This window comes from Streptomyces sp. NPDC030222 (genome assembly GCF_055573115.1).
Genome location: NZ_JBVICA010000016.1, coordinates 1 through 16,465, shown reverse-complemented (window position 1 = coordinate 16,465; position 16,465 = coordinate 1). Strand labels below are relative to the sequence as shown.

General features: G+C 69.6%; 18 protein-coding genes and 1 tRNA gene. 17 read left to right on the top strand and 2 right to left on the bottom strand.

All coding sequences use genetic code 11. The annotated features are described in order from the left end of the window. Positions 1 to 90: 90 nt before the first annotated feature. The 7 genes from ACZ4Z5_RS22460 to glmS all read left to right on the top strand — a co-directional run bounded on the left by ACZ4Z5_RS22460 (position 91) and on the right by glmS (position 8,427). A complete protein-coding gene (locus ACZ4Z5_RS22460; protein WP_468265437.1) occupies positions 91 to 1,533 on the top strand; it encodes a pyridoxal phosphate-dependent decarboxylase family protein in 1,443 nt (480 codons plus the stop codon). Further along, positions 1,490 to 2,809, top strand: coding sequence for a lysine N(6)-hydroxylase/L-ornithine N(5)-oxygenase family protein (locus ACZ4Z5_RS22455; protein WP_468265435.1), 1,320 nt, complete (start codon positions 1,490 to 1,492; stop codon positions 2,807 to 2,809). The genes ACZ4Z5_RS22460 and ACZ4Z5_RS22455 overlap by 44 nt, the downstream gene beginning before the upstream one ends. Next, the gene (locus ACZ4Z5_RS22450) at positions 2,806 to 3,384 is read left to right on the top strand and encodes a GNAT family N-acetyltransferase (protein ID WP_468265433.1); all 579 of its coding nucleotides are present in this window, start codon (positions 2,806 to 2,808) and stop codon (positions 3,382 to 3,384) included. The genes ACZ4Z5_RS22455 and ACZ4Z5_RS22450 overlap by 4 nt, the downstream gene beginning before the upstream one ends. Continuing rightward, a complete protein-coding gene (locus ACZ4Z5_RS22445) occupies positions 3,381 to 5,180 on the top strand; it encodes an IucA/IucC family protein (RefSeq protein ID WP_468265431.1) in 1,800 nt (599 codons plus the stop codon). The genes ACZ4Z5_RS22450 and ACZ4Z5_RS22445 overlap by 4 nt, the downstream gene beginning before the upstream one ends. A 166-nt stretch (positions 5,181 to 5,346) precedes the next feature. Continuing rightward, positions 5,347 to 6,213, top strand: a complete 867-nt coding sequence (locus tag ACZ4Z5_RS22440; RefSeq protein WP_468265429.1) for a DUF4429 domain-containing protein — start codon at positions 5,347 to 5,349, stop codon at positions 6,211 to 6,213. Positions 6,214 to 6,283: 70 nt separating this feature from the next. After that, positions 6,284 to 6,562: a hypothetical protein gene (locus ACZ4Z5_RS22435; RefSeq protein WP_468265427.1), complete on the top strand. Its 279-nt coding sequence runs from the start codon at positions 6,284 to 6,286 to the stop codon at positions 6,560 to 6,562. 47 nt (positions 6,563 to 6,609) lie between these two features. Then, positions 6,610 to 8,427, top strand: coding sequence for a glutamine--fructose-6-phosphate transaminase (isomerizing) (gene glmS / locus ACZ4Z5_RS22430; RefSeq protein ID WP_468265425.1), 1,818 nt, complete (start codon positions 6,610 to 6,612; stop codon positions 8,425 to 8,427). 135 nt (positions 8,428 to 8,562) lie between these two features. On the opposite strand, the gene ACZ4Z5_RS22425 is transcribed toward glmS, so the two are convergent. Together ACZ4Z5_RS22425 and ACZ4Z5_RS22420 are read right to left on the bottom strand one after the other, a co-directional pair. Beyond that, positions 8,563 to 9,135 carry a GPR1/FUN34/YaaH family transporter gene (locus tag ACZ4Z5_RS22425; RefSeq protein WP_468265423.1) on the bottom strand — a complete coding sequence of 191 codons (573 nt, stop codon included), beginning with the start codon at positions 9,133 to 9,135 and terminating at the stop codon, positions 8,563 to 8,565. A gap of 170 nt (positions 9,136 to 9,305) precedes the next feature. Next, entirely contained in the window at positions 9,306 to 9,827 is a 522-nt protein-coding gene (locus ACZ4Z5_RS22420; protein WP_468265421.1) for a universal stress protein, read from the bottom strand. Between the two features lie 829 nt (positions 9,828 to 10,656). Between ACZ4Z5_RS22420 and ACZ4Z5_RS22415 the strand changes: the two genes are divergently transcribed. The 10 genes from ACZ4Z5_RS22415 to ACZ4Z5_RS22370 form a co-directional block, all read left to right on the top strand. Beyond that, the gene (locus ACZ4Z5_RS22415; protein WP_468265419.1) at positions 10,657 to 11,865 is read left to right on the top strand and encodes a helix-turn-helix domain-containing protein; all 1,209 of its coding nucleotides are present in this window, start codon (positions 10,657 to 10,659) and stop codon (positions 11,863 to 11,865) included. A gap of 85 nt (positions 11,866 to 11,950) precedes the next feature. Beyond that, the gene (gene orn, locus ACZ4Z5_RS22410) at positions 11,951 to 12,553 is read left to right on the top strand and encodes an oligoribonuclease (protein ID WP_468265417.1); all 603 of its coding nucleotides are present in this window, start codon (positions 11,951 to 11,953) and stop codon (positions 12,551 to 12,553) included. Between the two features lie 105 nt (positions 12,554 to 12,658). Continuing rightward, positions 12,659 to 12,731: transfer RNA gene (locus ACZ4Z5_RS22405), tRNA-His, on the top strand. A 239-nt stretch (positions 12,732 to 12,970) separates the two neighbouring features. Continuing rightward, positions 12,971 to 13,279 (top strand): holin, encoded by a 309-nt coding sequence (locus ACZ4Z5_RS22400; protein ID WP_468265658.1) that lies wholly within the window; start codon positions 12,971 to 12,973, stop codon positions 13,277 to 13,279. Positions 13,280 to 13,415: 136 nt separating this feature from the next. Next, positions 13,416 to 13,625: a hypothetical protein gene (locus ACZ4Z5_RS22395; RefSeq protein ID WP_468265415.1), complete on the top strand. Its 210-nt coding sequence runs from the start codon at positions 13,416 to 13,418 to the stop codon at positions 13,623 to 13,625. 1 nt (position 13,626) lies between these two features. Next, a complete protein-coding gene (locus ACZ4Z5_RS22390; RefSeq protein WP_468265413.1) occupies positions 13,627 to 14,157 on the top strand; it encodes a DUF6879 family protein in 531 nt (176 codons plus the stop codon). Then, a complete protein-coding gene (locus ACZ4Z5_RS22385) occupies positions 14,154 to 14,993 on the top strand; it encodes a helix-turn-helix domain-containing protein (RefSeq protein WP_468265411.1) in 840 nt (279 codons plus the stop codon). The genes ACZ4Z5_RS22390 and ACZ4Z5_RS22385 overlap by 4 nt, the downstream gene beginning before the upstream one ends. A gap of 87 nt (positions 14,994 to 15,080) precedes the next feature. Next, entirely contained in the window at positions 15,081 to 15,524 is a 444-nt protein-coding gene (locus tag ACZ4Z5_RS22380; protein WP_468265409.1) for a hypothetical protein, read from the top strand. A gap of 187 nt (positions 15,525 to 15,711) precedes the next feature. Then, positions 15,712 to 15,873 carry a hypothetical protein gene (locus ACZ4Z5_RS22375; RefSeq protein WP_468265407.1) on the top strand — a complete coding sequence of 54 codons (162 nt, stop codon included), beginning with the start codon at positions 15,712 to 15,714 and terminating at the stop codon, positions 15,871 to 15,873. 165 nt (positions 15,874 to 16,038) lie between these two features. Next, positions 16,039 to 16,465, top strand: a 427-nt coding sequence (locus ACZ4Z5_RS22370) for a glycine-rich domain-containing protein (RefSeq protein WP_468265405.1), incomplete at its 3' end; no start/stop codon positions are given.

The window sequence follows — 16,465 nt, the reverse complement described above, 5'->3', positions numbered from 1 at the left end:
CGTGGTGCCCGTGGGGGTGCGATGGAATTTAGGTTAGGCTAACCTAAGTTCCACGCACCCCCACTTTGCTGTCCCAGGGAGGACACGGACATGCGTTCGCACCTGCTCAATGACACGACCGCGGAGCGCTACCGGCGCTCCGTGACCGAAGGAGTAGAGCGGGTCGCGGCCAAACTCGCCTCGACCTCAAGGCCGTTCACCGGCGTCACCGCGGAGGACCTCGCCCCGTCCATCGCGGCCGTGGACCTGGACGCCCCGCTCGGTGACACCACCGCGGTCCTCGACGAGCTGGAGGACCTCTACCTCCGCGACGCCGTCTACTTCCACCACCCCCGCTACCTCGGGCACCTCAACTGCCCCGTGGTCATTCCGGCGGTGCTCGGAGAGGCCGTCCTCTCCGCGGTCAACTCCTCGCTGGACACCTGGGACCAGAGTGCGGGCGGCACCCTGATCGAGCGCCGGCTCATCGACTGGACCGCGTCCCGGATCGGCCTCGGCCCCGCCGCCGACGGCGTGTTCACCAGCGGCGGCACCCAGTCCAACTTCCAGGCCCTGCTGCTCGCCCGCGAGGAGGCCAAAACCGACGACCTGCCGAAACTGCGCGTCTTCGCCTCCCAGTGCAGCCACTTCAGCGTCCAGAAATCGGCGCATCTCCTGGGCCTCGGCTACGACGCGGTCGTCGCGATCCCCTGCGACCACGACAAGCGCATGCAGACCGTCGCCCTCGCCCACGAGCTCGAACGCTGCAAGCGCGAGGGCCTGGTGCCCATGGCCGTCGTCGCCACCGCCGGCACCACCGACTTCGGCTCCATCGACCCGCTCCCCGAGATCGCCGCGCTCTGCGAGCAGTACGGCGCCTGGATGCACGTCGACGCCGCCTACGGCTGCGGGCTGCTGGTCTCCCCGACCCGCCGGCACCTGCTGGACGGCATCGAGCGCGCCGACTCGGTGACCGTCGACTACCACAAGTCCTTCTTCCAGCCGGTGAGCTCGTCGGCCGTCCTGGTCCGCGACCGGGCCACGCTGCGCCACGCCACCTACCACGCCGACTACCTCAACCCGCGCCGCATGGCCGAGGAGAGGATCCCCAACCAGGTCGACAAGTCCCTGCAGACCACGCGCCGTTTCGACGCGCTGAAACTGTGGATGACCCTTCGGACCATGGGCGCCGACGGCATCGGCGGGCTCTTCGACGAGGTGTGCGACCTCGCGGCCGCCGGCTGGCAGCTGCTCGCCGCCGACCCGCGCTACGACGTGGTCGTCGAGCCCCGGCTGTCGACCCTGGTCTTCCGATACATCCCGCGGACCGTCACCTCGCCCGCCGACATCGACCGGGCCAACCTCTACGCCCGCAAGGCGCTCTTCGCGTCGGGCGAGGCCGTGGTCGCCGGCACCAGGGTCGACGGCCGCCAGTACCTCAAGTTCACCCTGCTCAACCCCGAGACCACGGCGCAGGACATCGCGGCCGTACTCGACCTGATCGCCGGCCATGCCGAGCAGTACCTGGGAGACAATCTTGTCCACGCCTCGTGAGCCCCGTGACTTCGTCGCCATCGGGCTCGGCCCCTTCAACCTCGGCCTCGCCTGCCTGACAGAGCCCATCGCCGAGCTCGACGGGGTCTTCCTCGAGTCCAAGCCGCACTTCGAGTGGCACTCCGGCATGTTCCTGGACGGCGCCCACCTCCAGACCCCGTTCATGTCGGACCTGGTCACGATGGCCGACCCGACCTCCCCGTACTCCTTCCTGAACTACCTGAAGGAGTCCGGCCGGCTGTACTCGTTCTACATCCGCGAGAACTTCTATCCGCTGCGGACCGAGTACAACGACTACTGCCAGTGGGCCGCCGGGAAGCTCTCCAACGTCCGCTTCAACCAGACCGTGCAGTCGGTGGAGTACGACGAGGCGGACGGGCTCTACACGATCCGCACCCAGGACGAGACCCACCGGGCCCGCCGGCTCGTCCTCGGCACCGGCACCCCGCCGTACGTGCCGGAGCAGGTCCGCGGCCTGGGCGGGGACTTCATCCACAACTCGACGTACATGCAGCACCGCGACGAGCTGGTGAAGAAGGAGTCCATCACCCTGGTCGGCAGCGGCCAGAGCGCCGCGGAGATCTACTACGACCTGCTGTCGGAGATCGACGTCCACGGCTACCGGCTGAACTGGATCACCCGCTCGCCGCGCTTCTTCCCGCTGGAGTACACCAAGCTCACGCTGGAGATGACCTCGCCGGAGTACGTGGACTACTTCCACGCGCTGCCGGAGGCCACCCGCTACCGCCTGGAGACCGCGCAGAAGGGCCTCTTCAAGGGCATCGACGGGGAACTGATCAACGAGATCTTCGACCTGCTCTACCAGAAGCACCTCAAGGGCCCGGTCCCCACCCTCCTGCTGACCAACACCGCGCTGCACGCGGCCTCCCACGACCCCGCCACCGGCACCTACACGCTGGGGCTGCGCCAGGAGGAGCAGGAGCGGGACTTCTCGCTGACCACCCACGGGCTGGTCCTCGCCACCGGCTACAAGTACGTCACCCCCGAGTTCCTGGAGCCGGTCCGCGACCGCATCCGCTGGGACGGCCAGGGCCGCTTCGACGTGGCCCGGAACTACAGCATCGACGTCACGGGCCGCGGCGTCTTCCTCCAGAACGCCGGCGTCCACGCGCACAGTGTCACCTCGCCGGACCTGGGCATGGGCCCCTACCGCAACGCGTACATCATCAGCGAGATGTTGGGCCGCGAGTACTACACGGTCGAGAAGACCATCGCGTTCCAGGAGTTCTCCGCCCCGGAAGGCACCCTCGCATGACCGCCACCCTCTTCTCCCGGACGGACCAGGTCCTGGGCGAGTTCGCCGTCCGCCCCCTGGATCCGTTCGCCGACGCCGAGCTGCTGCACCGCTGGGTCACCCACCCCAAGGCCGCGTTCTGGCTGATGCAGGACGCGGAACTGCAGGACGTCGAGCGCGAGTACATGGCGATCACCGCCGCCGAGCACCACGACGCCTTCATCGGACTGCACGAGGGCCGCCCGGCCTTCCTCATGGAGCGCTACGACCCCTCCAAGCGGGAGCTCGTCGGCCTGTACGACGCCGAGCCCGGCGACGTCGGCATGCACTTCCTCGTCGCACCGACCGAGCAGCCGCTGCACGGCTTCACCCGGGCCGTGATCACCACGGTGATGGCGATGCTGTTCGACGACCCGGCCACCCGGCGCGTCGTCGTCGAGCCCGACCTCGGCAACAAGGCCGTTCACGCCCTGAACGAGGCCGTCGGATTCGTCCCCGCCCGCGAGATCAGCAAGCCCGAGAAGGACGCCCTGCTCAGCTTCTGCACCCGCGAGCAGTTCACCCGCAGCCAGGCGTCGCAGGGAGCGTCGATATGAACCCGAACGACGCCGTGAACCCGAACGACGCCGTCGCCCATCTGACGCCCGGGCTGTGGGCGCGGGCCACCCGGCAGCTCCTGCGGAAGGCCCTCTCCGAGTTCTCCCACGAGCGGCTGCTGACCCCCGAGCCGGCCGGGGACGACCGCTACGCCGTCCACAGCGACGACGGCACGGTCACGTACCGCTTCACGGCCCGGATGCAGTCCCTCGACCACTGGCAGATCGCCGCCGAGTCGATCACCCGCCACCGTGGCGACGAGGAACTCCCGCTGTCCGCACTCGACTTCTTCGTCGAGCTGCGCACCTCCCTCGGCCTGAGCGACGAGATCCTCCCCGTCTACCTGGAGGAGATCTCCTCCACGCTCTCCGGCACGGCCTACAAACTGGCCAAGGAGCCGGTCTCCGCCGCCGTCCTCGCCAAGTCCGGCTTCCAGGAGATCGAGACGGGGATGACCGAGGGCCACCCCTGCTTCGTCGCCAACAACGGTCGGCTCGGCTTCGGTGTGCACGAGTACCACCAGTACGCCCCGGAGACCGCGCACCCCGTACGGATGCTCTGGCTGGCCGCCCGCCGCGACCGCTCCGCCTTCACCGCCGGCGCCGGACTGGACTACGACTCCTTCGTGCGCGCCGAGCTGGGCGAGGCGACCGTCACCCGGTTCGCCGACGTGCTGGCCGGTCTCGGCCTTGACACCGCCGACTACCTCCTGATGCCCGTCCACCCCTGGCAGTGGTGGAACAAACTGTCCGTCACCTTCGCCGCCGAGATCGCCCAGCAGCGCCTGGTGTTCCTCGGCGAGGGCGAGGACGAGTACCTCGCCCAGCAGTCGATCCGGACGTTCTTCAACACCAGCGACCCGGCCAAGCACTACGTCAAAACGGCCCTGTCGGTCATCAACATGGGCTTCATGCGCGGCCTCTCCGCCGCCTACATGGAGGCGACGCCGGCCATCAACGACTGGCTGGCGAACCTGATCGACAACGACGACGTGCTGAAGGCGGCACGGTTCTCGATCATCCGGGAGCGGGCGGCCGTCGGCTACCGCCACCTGGAATACGAAGCCGCGACCGACCGGTACTCCCCGTACCGCAAGATGCTCGCCGCGCTGTGGCGGGAGAGCCCGGTCCCGACGCTCGCCCCGGGCCAGCGCCTGGCCACCATGGCGTCGCTGCTGCACACCGACGGCGAGGGGACGTCCTTCGCGGGCGCGCTGATCGCCGAGTCGGGCCTCGCCCCGGCGGAGTGGCTGCGCCGCTACCTGGACGCGTACCTGACACCGGTGCTGCACACCTTCTACCAGTACGACCTGGTGTTCATGCCGCACGGCGAGAACGTCATCCTGGTCGTCGAGGACGGTGTGGTCCAGCGGGCGATCTTCAAGGACATCGCCGAGGAGATCGTGGTCATGGACCCGGCGGCGGTGCTTCCGCCGGCCGTCGAGCGGATCCGCGCGGACGTCCCCGAGGACATGAAACTGCTGTCCGTCTTCACGGACGTCTTCGACTGCTTCTTCCGGTTCCTGGCCTCGGCCCTGGCCACCGAGGGAGTCCTCGACGAGGACACCTTCTGGCGGACGGTCGCCGAGTGCGTCACTGCGTACCAGGAGTCGATGCCGCAGCTCGCGGAGAGGTTCCGGCAGTACGACATGTTCGAGGAGGAGTTCGCGCTGTCCTGCCTGAACCGTCTCCAGCTGCGCAACAACAAGCAGATGGTCGACCTGGCGGACCCGTCGGCAGCCCTCCAGCTCGTCGGCACGCTGAAGAACCCGATCGCGCGGTACGCGCGGTCGTAGCGGACGGGCGGGCGCTGGTGACTACGGTCCCTCACCAGCGCCCGTCGTCTTCTCTCCCACCCGTCGCCCCTCCCCATCGCCCTTCCTTCCACAACCACGGGCCCGCCCGCCCCTGGTCCAGGGGTACGGGCCACTCGGCGCGCCTGCCGGTGGAACAATCGCGGGCATGGCGGAGATCATCCAGAAGGACGGGACCTGGTCGTTCGACGGTGACACGGTGCGGATCGTCCCGGGGGCGGACAAGGGCGTCTCGCTGCTGCGCAGGACGCTCGGCGAGATCACGGTGCCGCTGGAGGCGGTCGCGGGCATCGCCTTCGAACCGGGCCGCAAGGCGGGCCGGCTGCGGCTGAGGCTCCGCGACGGCGCCGATCCGCTGGTCCAGACGACCGGCGGCCGGCTGGACGACTCCTCGGACCCGTACCGGCTCGCGGTGGAGCCGGCCAGGGCCGGGGTGGCCGAGTACCTGGTCGACGAGGTGCGCACCGCCCTGCTGCTGGAACAGGTGCCCTCCGGTCCGGTGGACCGCTATCTGATGCCCGGCCCCCCGGTGCCCGTGACCGCGAGCGCCGGCGACGGCACGGCGTCCTTCGACGGCACCCGGATCCTGCTGGAGTGGAACTGGAAGACCGAGGAGTCCAAGGCGTCCGGGGGCAGCCGGACGATCCCGATGGCGGATCTGGAATCCGTGGCATGGGTGCCGTCGACCGGCCTGGAGAACGGCTTTCTGCGGTTCGTCGTCCCTCCGGGCCCGGCCGGCACCCCGCCGAAGTACGATCCGCACGCGGTGGAGCTGTGGGGCTTCCGCAAGGACCCGCTGATGGCGCTGGTCGCCGCCGCCGTCACGGCCCGGATGCCGCACCCGCACGCTGCCTCGCCGGAGCCGGAGCCCGTGGCGCTCGCGGCCGCCCCCGCCGCCGAGGACCACGACGCCCTGCTGCGCAGGCTGCGGGAGCTGGGCGAGCTGCACCGATCGGGGATACTGACCGACGAGGAGTTCAGCCTCGCCAAGCAAGCGGTACTCAAGCGCCTGTGATCTTGTGACTTCTGCCCGAAAGCGGGCAGGATTCTTGCGTTCACCGCCCGGTGCACCTCAATATCTACGGGTGCTCGAACGCCGCCCGTCGTCCCACGAGGACCTGCTCGACCACCTGGTGCGCAGCACCGCGCTCCAGCGCGGTGAGGCGGCCCGGGTGGTGCTCGACGTGCTGGCGTACTTCGACGAGACGACCGAGGAATTCGTCCGCCGCCGACACCGCGAACTGCAGGCCGGCGGTCACACGAACCCGGAGATCTTCGCGCGCATCGCGGCCGAGCTGCCGCACCGGGCGGTCGCACCGCCCGAGCTGTCCCTGCGGCAGCTGCGCCGGATGGTCTACGGCTGAATCGTTTCGCGGGCACACCACCGAGAACCCTGGAGGGGCAACACTTCATGTGCGGAATCGTCGGATACATCGGGAAGCGTGACGTCGCCCCGCTGCTGCTGGAAGGCCTGCAGCGGCTGGAGTACCGCGGCTACGACTCTGCGGGCATCGTCGTCAACAGCCCCAAGACGCCGGCCCTGAAGGTCGTCAAGGCCAAGGGCCGCGTCCGTGACCTGGAGGCCCGCGTCCCCAAGCGCTTCGCGGGCACCACCGGCATCGCGCACACCCGCTGGGCCACCCACGGCGCCCCGAGCGACGTCAACTCGCACCCGCACCTCGACCCCGAGAACAAGGTCGCCGTCGTCCACAACGGCATCGTCGACAACGCCGCCGAGCTCCGCGCGAAGCTGGAGGCCGACGGCGTGGTGTTCGCCTCCGAGACCGACACCGAGGTCATCACCCACCTCGTGGCCCGCTCCCAGGCCGAGTCCCTGGAGGAGAAGGTCCGCGAGGCGCTCAAGGTCATCGAGGGCACGTACGGCATCGCCGTCATGCACTCCGACTTCCCCGACCGCATCGTCGCGGCCCGCAACGGCTCGCCGGTGGTCCTCGGCATCGGCGAGAAGGAGATGTTCGTCGCCTCCGACGTCGCCGCGCTGATCTCCCACACCCGCCAGGTCGTCACCCTCGACGACGGTGAGATGGCCACCCTGAAGGCCGACGACTTCCGCACGTACACGACCTCGGGCACCCGCACCACCGCCACCCCCGAGACCGTGGAGTGGGAGGCCGCCTCCTACGACATGGGCGGCCACGACACGTACATGCACAAGGAGATCTGCGAGCAGCCCGACGCGGTCGACCGCGTGCTGCGCGGCCGGATCGACGAGAAGTTCTCCACCGTGCACCTGGGCGGCCTGAACCTCGACGCCCGTGAGGCCCGCGGCATCCGCCGTGTGAAGATCCTCGGCTGCGGCACCTCGTACCACGCCGGCATGATCGGTGCCTCGCTGATCGAGGGCCTCGCCCGCATCCCGGCCGACTCGGAGCCCGCCTCCGAGTTCCGCTACCGCAACCCGGTCGTGGACCCCGACACCCTCTACATCGCCGTCTCGCAGTCCGGTGAGACGTACGACGTGCTGGCGGCGGTCCAGGAGCTCAAGCGCAAGGGCGCCCGCGTCCTCGGCGTGGTCAACGTGGTCGGTTCCGCGATCGCCCGCGAGGCCGACGGCGGCGTGTACGTGCACGCGGGCCCGGAGGTCTGCGTCGTCTCCACCAAGTGCTTCACCAACACCGTCGTCGCCTTCGCGCTGCTCGCCCTGCACCTGGGCCGCATACGCGACCTGTCGGTGGCGGACGGCAAGCGGATCATCGAGGGCCTGCGCAAGCTGCCCGCGCAGATCCAGGAGATCCTCGCCCAGGAGGAGGACATCAAGAAGCTGGCGGCCGAGTACGCGGACGCCAAGTCGATGATGTTCATCGGCCGGGTGCGCGGCTACCCGGTCGCCCTGGAGGCCTCCCTGAAGCTCAAGGAGATCTCCTACATCCACGCCGAGGCGTACCCGGCCTCCGAGCTCAAGCACGGCCCGCTGGCCCTGATCGAGCCCGCGATGCCGACCGTCGCGATCGTGCCGAGCGACTCGCTGCTGGAGAAGAACCGCGCCGCGCTGGAGGAGATCAAGGCCCGCAGCGGCCGGATCCTCGCCGTCGCGCACCAGGAGCAGGAGAAGGCCGACCACACGATCGTCGTCCCGAAGAACGAGGACGAGCTCGACCCGATCCTGATGGGCATCCCGCTGCAGCTGCTGGCGTACCACACGGCGCTGACGCTGGGCCGCGACATCGACAAGCCGCGGAACCTCGCGAAGTCCGTGACGGTCGAGTAGTCGTCGCACGACGGCCGAGCAGTCCCGTCACACGACGGCCGAGCAGTCCCGTCACACGAGAAAGGGCGTCCCGCTCATGCGGGGCGCCCTCTTCCGTCGGCCGGCGCGCTGCCCGGGACGCCGGCCTCCGCTGCCTCAGCCGGTGGCCGTCACACCTCGGCCGGCAGCGCGCCGGGGCAGTGCGGTCGGCCACTTGGCGAGTGCCGCGGTCGCTCCGTACCAGGTCAGGGCTCCCGCCAGGACGGCCGCCCAGCCGCCGATCCGCCCGAGGGTGCCGTTGTCCGCGAGGGTCCCGATGCCGGAGACCAGCAGCGAAAGGCACAGCAGCCCGTAGACGGCCCTGTCGCCGAACAGTCCGCCGCTTCCCGCACCGGCGGCCAGGCTGAGCGCCAGGAGCGCCCAGAGCAGCAGGAAGAGGCCGGCGGCGTTGGCTGCGGTCTTGACGTCGGCGGCGTTGGCCCAGGTGAACCAGAAGGCGCCGAGCCCGGCGAACGCCGTGCCGTTGAACGAGTCGTTGCCCCGGAAGGCGAGCATTCCCGCCAGGAACAGGGCGATTCCGCCGACGAAGGTCGCGAGGGACACGGCGTCGGAAGCGGACACTCCGTCGATCACATCGGCCGTGCCGATGCCGAACGCGAGGAGGGTGAGTCCGAGTGCGAGGTGGCCGAAGGTGGAGGTGCTGCTTCCCGCAGAGACGTCACTGTCCACGGCGGGCTCCCTTCATGCATGTTCTGTTGTGCTGCTTCCCAGCCACTTCTATGTACCCTTCACAAGGGCACAATCCACCTCTGCCGGGCTTCGACTTGCCTGAGTGCCAAGTGATGTGACGCGACCTCGGATACCGCGACGGCCTGAACGGCGGCGCCGGCCTGGGAGGTTCAGGGAATCACGACGACGGGGCGCTGTGCGCGCTTCGCGAGACGGCCGGCGACCGAGCCGAAGATCCGTCCGACGATGCCGTGCGTGGAGCCGACGACGATCGCGTCGGCGGCGTACTCCTTGCCGACCTCTTCGAGTTCGTGACAGATGTCACCGCCGCGCTCGACGAGGATCCAGGGCACTTCGGCGAGATGGTCGGCGCAGGCGAGCTCGAGGCCGAGCACCTCGGTGCGGTGGTCGGGCACGTCGACGAAGACCGGGGGCTCACAGCCGGCCCACACCGTGGTGGGCAGCCGGTTGGCGACGTGGACGATGATCAGGCCGGAACCGGAGCGGCGTGCCATGCCGATGGCGTAGGCGAGGGCCCGCTCACTGGAGGTGGAGCCGTCGAAGCCGACGACGACGCCGTGCCGGAACGCGGGATCGCAGGAAGGGCGTGACTCTTCCGCCGCCAGGGGCTCCGACGCGGGGTCGGCGAGCCGCTTGCGGTCGGCGGGTTCGGGGAATTCGTGACCGGCCATCGGTGTCTCGGCGAAGGAAATCCTCTATGGGAGGGTCGACAGTGATCGGCGGAGCTGTGTCCGGGAAACATCTTCCCAACCCCATACCCCCAAGGGTACGGCGACACTCCTCTCATGGACAGGCCCGCCGACGGCTTCGGGGGTTCCCCGGAGCATGCATGAGGCCGACCTGTATGGCAATGGCGCCTGTCCCATACAGCCTTGTGGGGCCGTGACCCCCGAAGAGACTGGTTCATCACTTGACCACCGGAGCACGGGGTGGGGCACCGGGAGTGCCCCCAAGGCTACACAACGTGACCGCCCGTTCGCGACCCCTTCCGGCACTTCACCGTCCCGTGCACACCCCCGCACAAGCCCTCGGGACACCTGCCCGGCGCTCGGCCCGGACCGGCCGACGGCACCCGGAGGCGAGGGGCGTGGGCGAACAGGTGGGGATGACTGACCGGTTCGTGCGTCCGCACCCATATGTTTTCAGCCAACTTCACAAGACGGCCCCTCCCTTGCTGAAATGGCCTGACAACCCCCTTGCCACCAGGGAAGAAAGGAGCGCGAGGCGCCGCCGCACCCTACAGGTACGGGCCATGAACACGAGGCGCACTTCCCTGGGGCGCGCGCGAGTGGAACGCTTCGTGATCGAATGCTTCGCGCCAAGTTGCCATGTCGACATACCGGTGGATACCGAACTTGTCACGCCGGCGCCATGGAACGCAGTAGATTCGATCATGAGTATCGAAGGCCGGGGGACTCGTGCTGGACCGAGGGGAAACGTGCAGGAGCGAATGGCCCGACACGAACGGAGCGTCGCGCACACCGAGGGGGGCTTAGTGACATGAGCCAGGACTCCGCTGTCGCGACGGACACCGCGCGCAAGCTCTCCGGGCGCCGCCGCCGGGAAGTCGTCGCCGTACTGTTGTTCAGTGGCGGCCCCATCTTCGAGAGTTCCATCCCACTCTCCGTGTTCGGCATTGACCGGCAGGACGCGGGAGTGCCTCGATACCGGCTGCTGGTGTGCGCCGGTGAGGAAGGACCGCTGCGGACCACCGGCGGTCTCGAACTGACCGCCCCCTACGGGCTGGAGGCGATCAGCCGGGCAGGCACCGTCGTGGTGCCCGCGTGGCGGTCGATCACCTCGCCGCCGCCCGCGGAGGCTCTCGAAGCGCTGCGGCGCGCCCATGAGGAAGGAGCACGCATCGTCGGCCTGTGCACCGGCGCGTTCGTGCTCGCAGCGGCGGGACTGCTGGACGGCCGGCCCGCCACCACCCATTGGATGTACGCACCGACGCTGGCGAAGCGGTACCCGTCCGTGCACGTCGACCCACGCGAGCTCTTCGTCGACGACGGCGACGTGCTCACGTCGGCCGGCACCGCGGCGGGCATCGACCTCTGCCTGCACATCGTGCGGACCGACCACGGACCCGAGGCCGCCGGGGCACTGGCCCGCAGGCTGGTGGTCCCGCCGCGCCGCAGCGGCGGCCAGGAGCGCTATCTCGACAGGTCTTTACCGGAGGAGATCGGCTCCGACCCGCTCGCCGAGGTCGTGGCCTGGGCACTGGAGCACCTCCACGAGCAGTTCGACGTGGAGACCCTGGCCGCCCGTGCGTACATGAGCCGCCGTACCTTCGACCGCCGGTTCCGGTCGCTCACCGGAAGCGCTCCTCTGCAGTGGCTGATCACCCAGCGGGTGCTTCAGGCGCAGCGGCTCCTGGAGACGTCGGACTACTCGGTGGACGAGGTCGCGGGGCGCTGCGGCTTCCGCTCGCCGGTGGCCCTGCGCGGGCACTTCCGCCGGCAGCTGGGGTCGTCGCCCGCCGCCTACCGGGCGGCGTACCGGGCGCGTAGGCCTCAGCCCGAGGCCGCCGGGGTGATCGACGCGGTGCCGGCCCAGGGCACGCCCCTGGTCCGCCGGGCGGCCGCCGCCGGTTCCGGGCCGATGTCCGGCGCCGCGACGGCTGCGCTGGAGCGGGAGCACGGCAAGCCCGCCTCCGATGCGTACGCACCGGGGCGCCCGGCGCTCCCCGGGCAGCGCATCGCACCGTAGGAGCTCCACCCGAGGGGGTGCCCGCCCACCTGGCCGAACACAAGTCCGGCCCGGTCCGGCGGGCACCCCCCTTAAGGTAAGACGCATGAACGATCGCATGGTGTGGATCGACTGCGAGATGACCGGGCTCTCGCTTCGAGACGACGCACTCATCGAGGTGGCGGCACTGGTCACCGACTCGGAGCTGAACGTGCTCGGCGAAGGGGTCGACATCGTGATCCGCCCGCCGTCCGCGGCGCTGGAGAACATGCCGGACGTGGTGCGCCGGATGCACACCGCCTCCGGCCTGCTCGACGAGCTGGCCGGCGGCACCACCCTCGCCGAGGCCGAGGAGAGGGTCCTCGCCTACGTCCGCGAGCACGTGAAGGAGCCCGGCAAGGCCCCGCTGTGCGGAAACTCCGTCGGCACCGACCGCGGGTTCCTGTCCCGCGACATGCCGACGCTGGAGGACTACCTCCACTACCGCATCGTCGACGTCTCCTCCGTGAAGGAACTGGCCCGCCGCTGGTACCCGCGGGCCTACTTCAACAGCCCGGAGAAGTCCGGCAACCACCGGGCCCTCGCCGACATCCGCGAGTCCATCGCCGAGCTGCGCTACTACCGCGAGGCGATCTTCGTCCCCCAGCCCGGCCCCGACACCGACACCGCCCGCACCATCGCGGCACGCCACGTCCTGACCGCCGAATAACCGGCCCGTCGCCCCGCTCGCCGCCCCGCCGTGAAAGGCGGGAGCGAGCACCCTCTCGGACCCTGTACACTTTTTCTCGGCCGGTCGGAAAAACGACCGGTCATGGTGGGTGTAGCTCAGCTGGTAGAGCACCTGGTTGTGGTCCAGGATGCCGCGGGTTCGAGTCCCGTCACTCACCCTGTACGACGAGGGCTGACCTGTGGAGACAGGTCAGCCCTTCGTCATGCCCAGAGATGCTGAGCGTGTGCCTCCTTTATGCGGCCTCCGTGTCGGCGGCGCCGCGGGCGACGTACTGGCCATGCTCCCCTGCGAGCACGGCTACGTCTTCGAGGGCCGCGGTGCCCGAACGGACCGGCGCGAACGGCAACGCCACGCTGAACACGAACCACTACGCGGTGTGCGCTCTGCTCGGCCGACCTGGATGCCGACCGTGCCTTCGCGCAGACCCTCGCCGCCGTCCTCGGCGTCGACGTCACCGGTCTGCTCGCAGCCGACTGGCCGGCTGCGCTCAGCGCCGCCGGCTTTGCTGCAGTCCTCGCCGTGCTCGCCGCCGTTGCGACGTCCGGTGTCCCCTCGGCGGGCGTGGCGTTCGAGGTGTGCGTGCTGTGGAACGGCCGCCGGGGCGACACGCTGTCGGAGCGGACGCGCTCGTGGTTCCGGGTCGGTACGCCATCCGGCGGGTCGTGTTCGACGCGGCGTGGGTGTCGTCCGCTGTCCGGTACCTGATCCACATCCCGGGCTGACCGCCACCACCTTGCACCCCTCTCGCACCTCGCGCGCGGGAGGGCGCCTCTTTCGTGTTTCTAGATCACCGGACTACGGTGCCACTCCGGCCGTTTCCGGACCACGAGAAGGGACACCCATGTCGCGCAAGCTACGGGTGCTCGGCACCAACTCCAAGACCGGCGAATGCCCCACGCTCTACGAGGACGTCGACACCGGCGAAATCCTCGTACAGGGCTACACCGTGACCGACCCCGAGATCCTGGCGCAGATGAAGAACGTCCTGCCCGGCGAGTCCCTGGTGGTCGTAGACCGTGCCCTGCTCATCAACTTCGCACCCAAGGAGTGACGTGGAGGTCGTCCCTGCTCCCGGCATCCTGGATTTCTTCCGGGACGGCTTCGAGCACACCGCCTGGCGGCTGGAGACGCGCCGCGGCTACGCGGCCGACCAAGGCACCGAGGAGTACCGCCAGTTCCTGGAGGGCCGGACTCCGCCCCGGGACGTGGACGGCCCGTGGTTCGTCAACGCCCGGGCGCAGACAGCGAAGGGCAAGCGCATCGAGCGGGTTCGGCTGCTCGACGAGCCGCACACCGACAACCAGAGGTACTTGCTGGCCACGACTCCGGACAATCTTGCCGCAGGCGAGGACATCCGGTACATGCTGCGCTCGGACGCCGTGAGGCACGGGCTGCCGGACTACGACTTCTGGCTGCTCGACTCCCGCATCCTCGCCCGCTTCAACTGGGAGGACGCCAGCCGGCGGATGGAGCTGACGACCGACCCCGCTGAAGTCCTGCGGGCTTGCCAGGCCCGCGATGTCGCATGGCACTACGCAGTCCCGTACGCGGAGTTCATGGCGCAGGTACCGTCGGCCATGTGAGCACCGACTACCAGCAGGCCCGGATAGTTCTCGGTGCGCGGCTACGCGAGCTGCGCACCGAGGCCGGGCTCACCGTGCGAGCCCTGGCCGCCTCATGCGGTTGGGCGCCGTCGAAGGTGTCCAAGCTGGAGAACGGGAAGCAGACCGCGGCGCCCGCAGACCTCGACGCGTGGGCGGCGGGCGTGGGCCGGCCCGAGGCCGCTGCGGAGCTGAAAGGCCGCCTTGCCGGGCTGGAGTCGACCTACCGGTCCTGGCGCCGACAGCTTGCCGGTGGCCACCGTGCCGTGCAGGACGCCATTGGCGCGCAGCATGCCCGCACCAAGGTGCTCCACGGCTTCGCCGGCTCGGTCATCCCAGGCGTGTTCCAGACCCCGGACTACGCCCGCTCTGTGCTGTCCCGGTACGCCGAGCTGCATGGCGTGATACGGGACATCGAAGCCGGCGTGATCTCCCGCATGCGGCGTCAGGAGGGGTTGTACGACCCGCAGAAGCTGTACCACGTGCTGGTGTGGGAGTCGGCGCTGCATGTTCGCATCTGCCCGCCGATGGTCCTGGCCGACCAGTTGGACCGGCTGATGTCCGTGAACGGGCTGTCCACCGTGCGGCTCGGCATCATTCCGCTGGCCGCCGAGGTCAGGATCGCCGCAGGTGACGACTTCTGGATCCACGACGATCGGTTGGTGATCGCCGAATCGTGGCACGCCGAGATGTGGCTCGACTCGCCCGAGGACGTCGCGCTGTACCGAAAGGTGTGGGACGCCCTCGCCGACGCGGCAGTGACTGGCCGCACGGCACATCAGATAATCGCCCGCGCCCGGGTCTCGGTGGGTTCCTGAGCAACATCGGGAAACGCTGACAACGAGGTGCGAAACTCCGAGAAACACCGCCGGTTCTGAGAAACAGTCGTCCGTACCGTGCTGGTCATGGCCACATGGACATCCCGCGCGGACAACCGCTGGCTCGCGGCGGCGGGGCACGCCGGCAGCATCTGCAAGGCATGGGACCGTGACGAGCTCGCCCTCGTCCCCAGCGGCCGGGGGTGGCTCGTCGCCGAGCTGGACCTCCGCCGAACGCTGGACGCGATGCAGCGGATCGGCCCCACCCGGCTCGGCCCGGTCCTCGTCCACCCCGAGGCGGACCTCGCGTGGTGGCTCGTGTCGCCCGATGCCGCCGAGCTCCTGACGGACGTCCCGCTCGTGACCGTGCATCCGGCCGGGTGGGCGCTGCTCTGCCCGCCGGCGGACCGGTACACCGACGGCCGCGGCTGGCTGGAGAAGCCCACGAGAGCCGGGCTGCTGACTGACCCTCTGCTGCTCGGCGCCGCGCTGGGGCCGGGCGGCCGACTCCCTGTGGAGGCGTTCGGATGACGAGTACGGCTGTCGAGTTGCCCGACATCGGGGCCCTGTCTCCGCGCCAGCAGCGCGGCGCAGATTGCGTGTTCTGTGGGGTGGTGCTGACGCCGGCCACGGTGGTCGACCTCGGGCCGCAGCCGCTGGACAGGACGACGCACTGGTACCCGCGAGCCTGCCGACAGGACGCATCAAGGGGCCGGCCGTGACGGCGATGAGCGGCGCCCGCATCTGCATCCTGTGCGACCGGCCGATTCAGGGCGAGGCCGTGAAGGTGCCGCAGACCTTTTCCATGTCCGGTGCCCGGCCGGACGACTACAAGCACCGGCCCGGCGACCTGAGGTGCTACCCGCGCCAGCGTCGCTGAAAGCTCCCGCCCGCTGCCGGCCGACAGGCAGCGCGCGGGTCTCCCCGCTCCCGCCGTTTCCCTGGCAGGACCGCGGCCGGAGCGGGGCAGGGCCCTCGGGCCCACGTCGGTGCACGACGGCGCACGGGCAGGCCGCGCGCCGAGCACACACCCAAGGAGCATCGCATGACCGGTGTCGCAACAGAAGTCGCCCGCGGCCGGGACCTTGTGTCCCCAGACCTGTTCGACCGGCTCTCGGCGTTCTGCGCCGACGAGTACAAGCTCGACCGGACCGCAGCGGAGAAGGTCATGGACCAGGCCATCGCCCTGTGCTGGGTGATGGGCACCACCCGATCCGGCGACTCCATGGCACCGTCCGAGACAGTCGACCCCGGCTGGCACACATTCATCCTCCACACCCGCGAGTACGCACAGTGGTGTGACGAGCAGTTCGGATACTTCCTCCACCACGTCCCGAACAGCAAGACCCGGACCACCGGCCTGATGATCGACGTATTGCAGAAGCTCAAAGCCGCCGGCCTGGAGGTCGACGACACCATGTGGTGGCGAGCCGCCGACTGCAACCCGCCGACCTGCTGCGGCGACGGCCCCT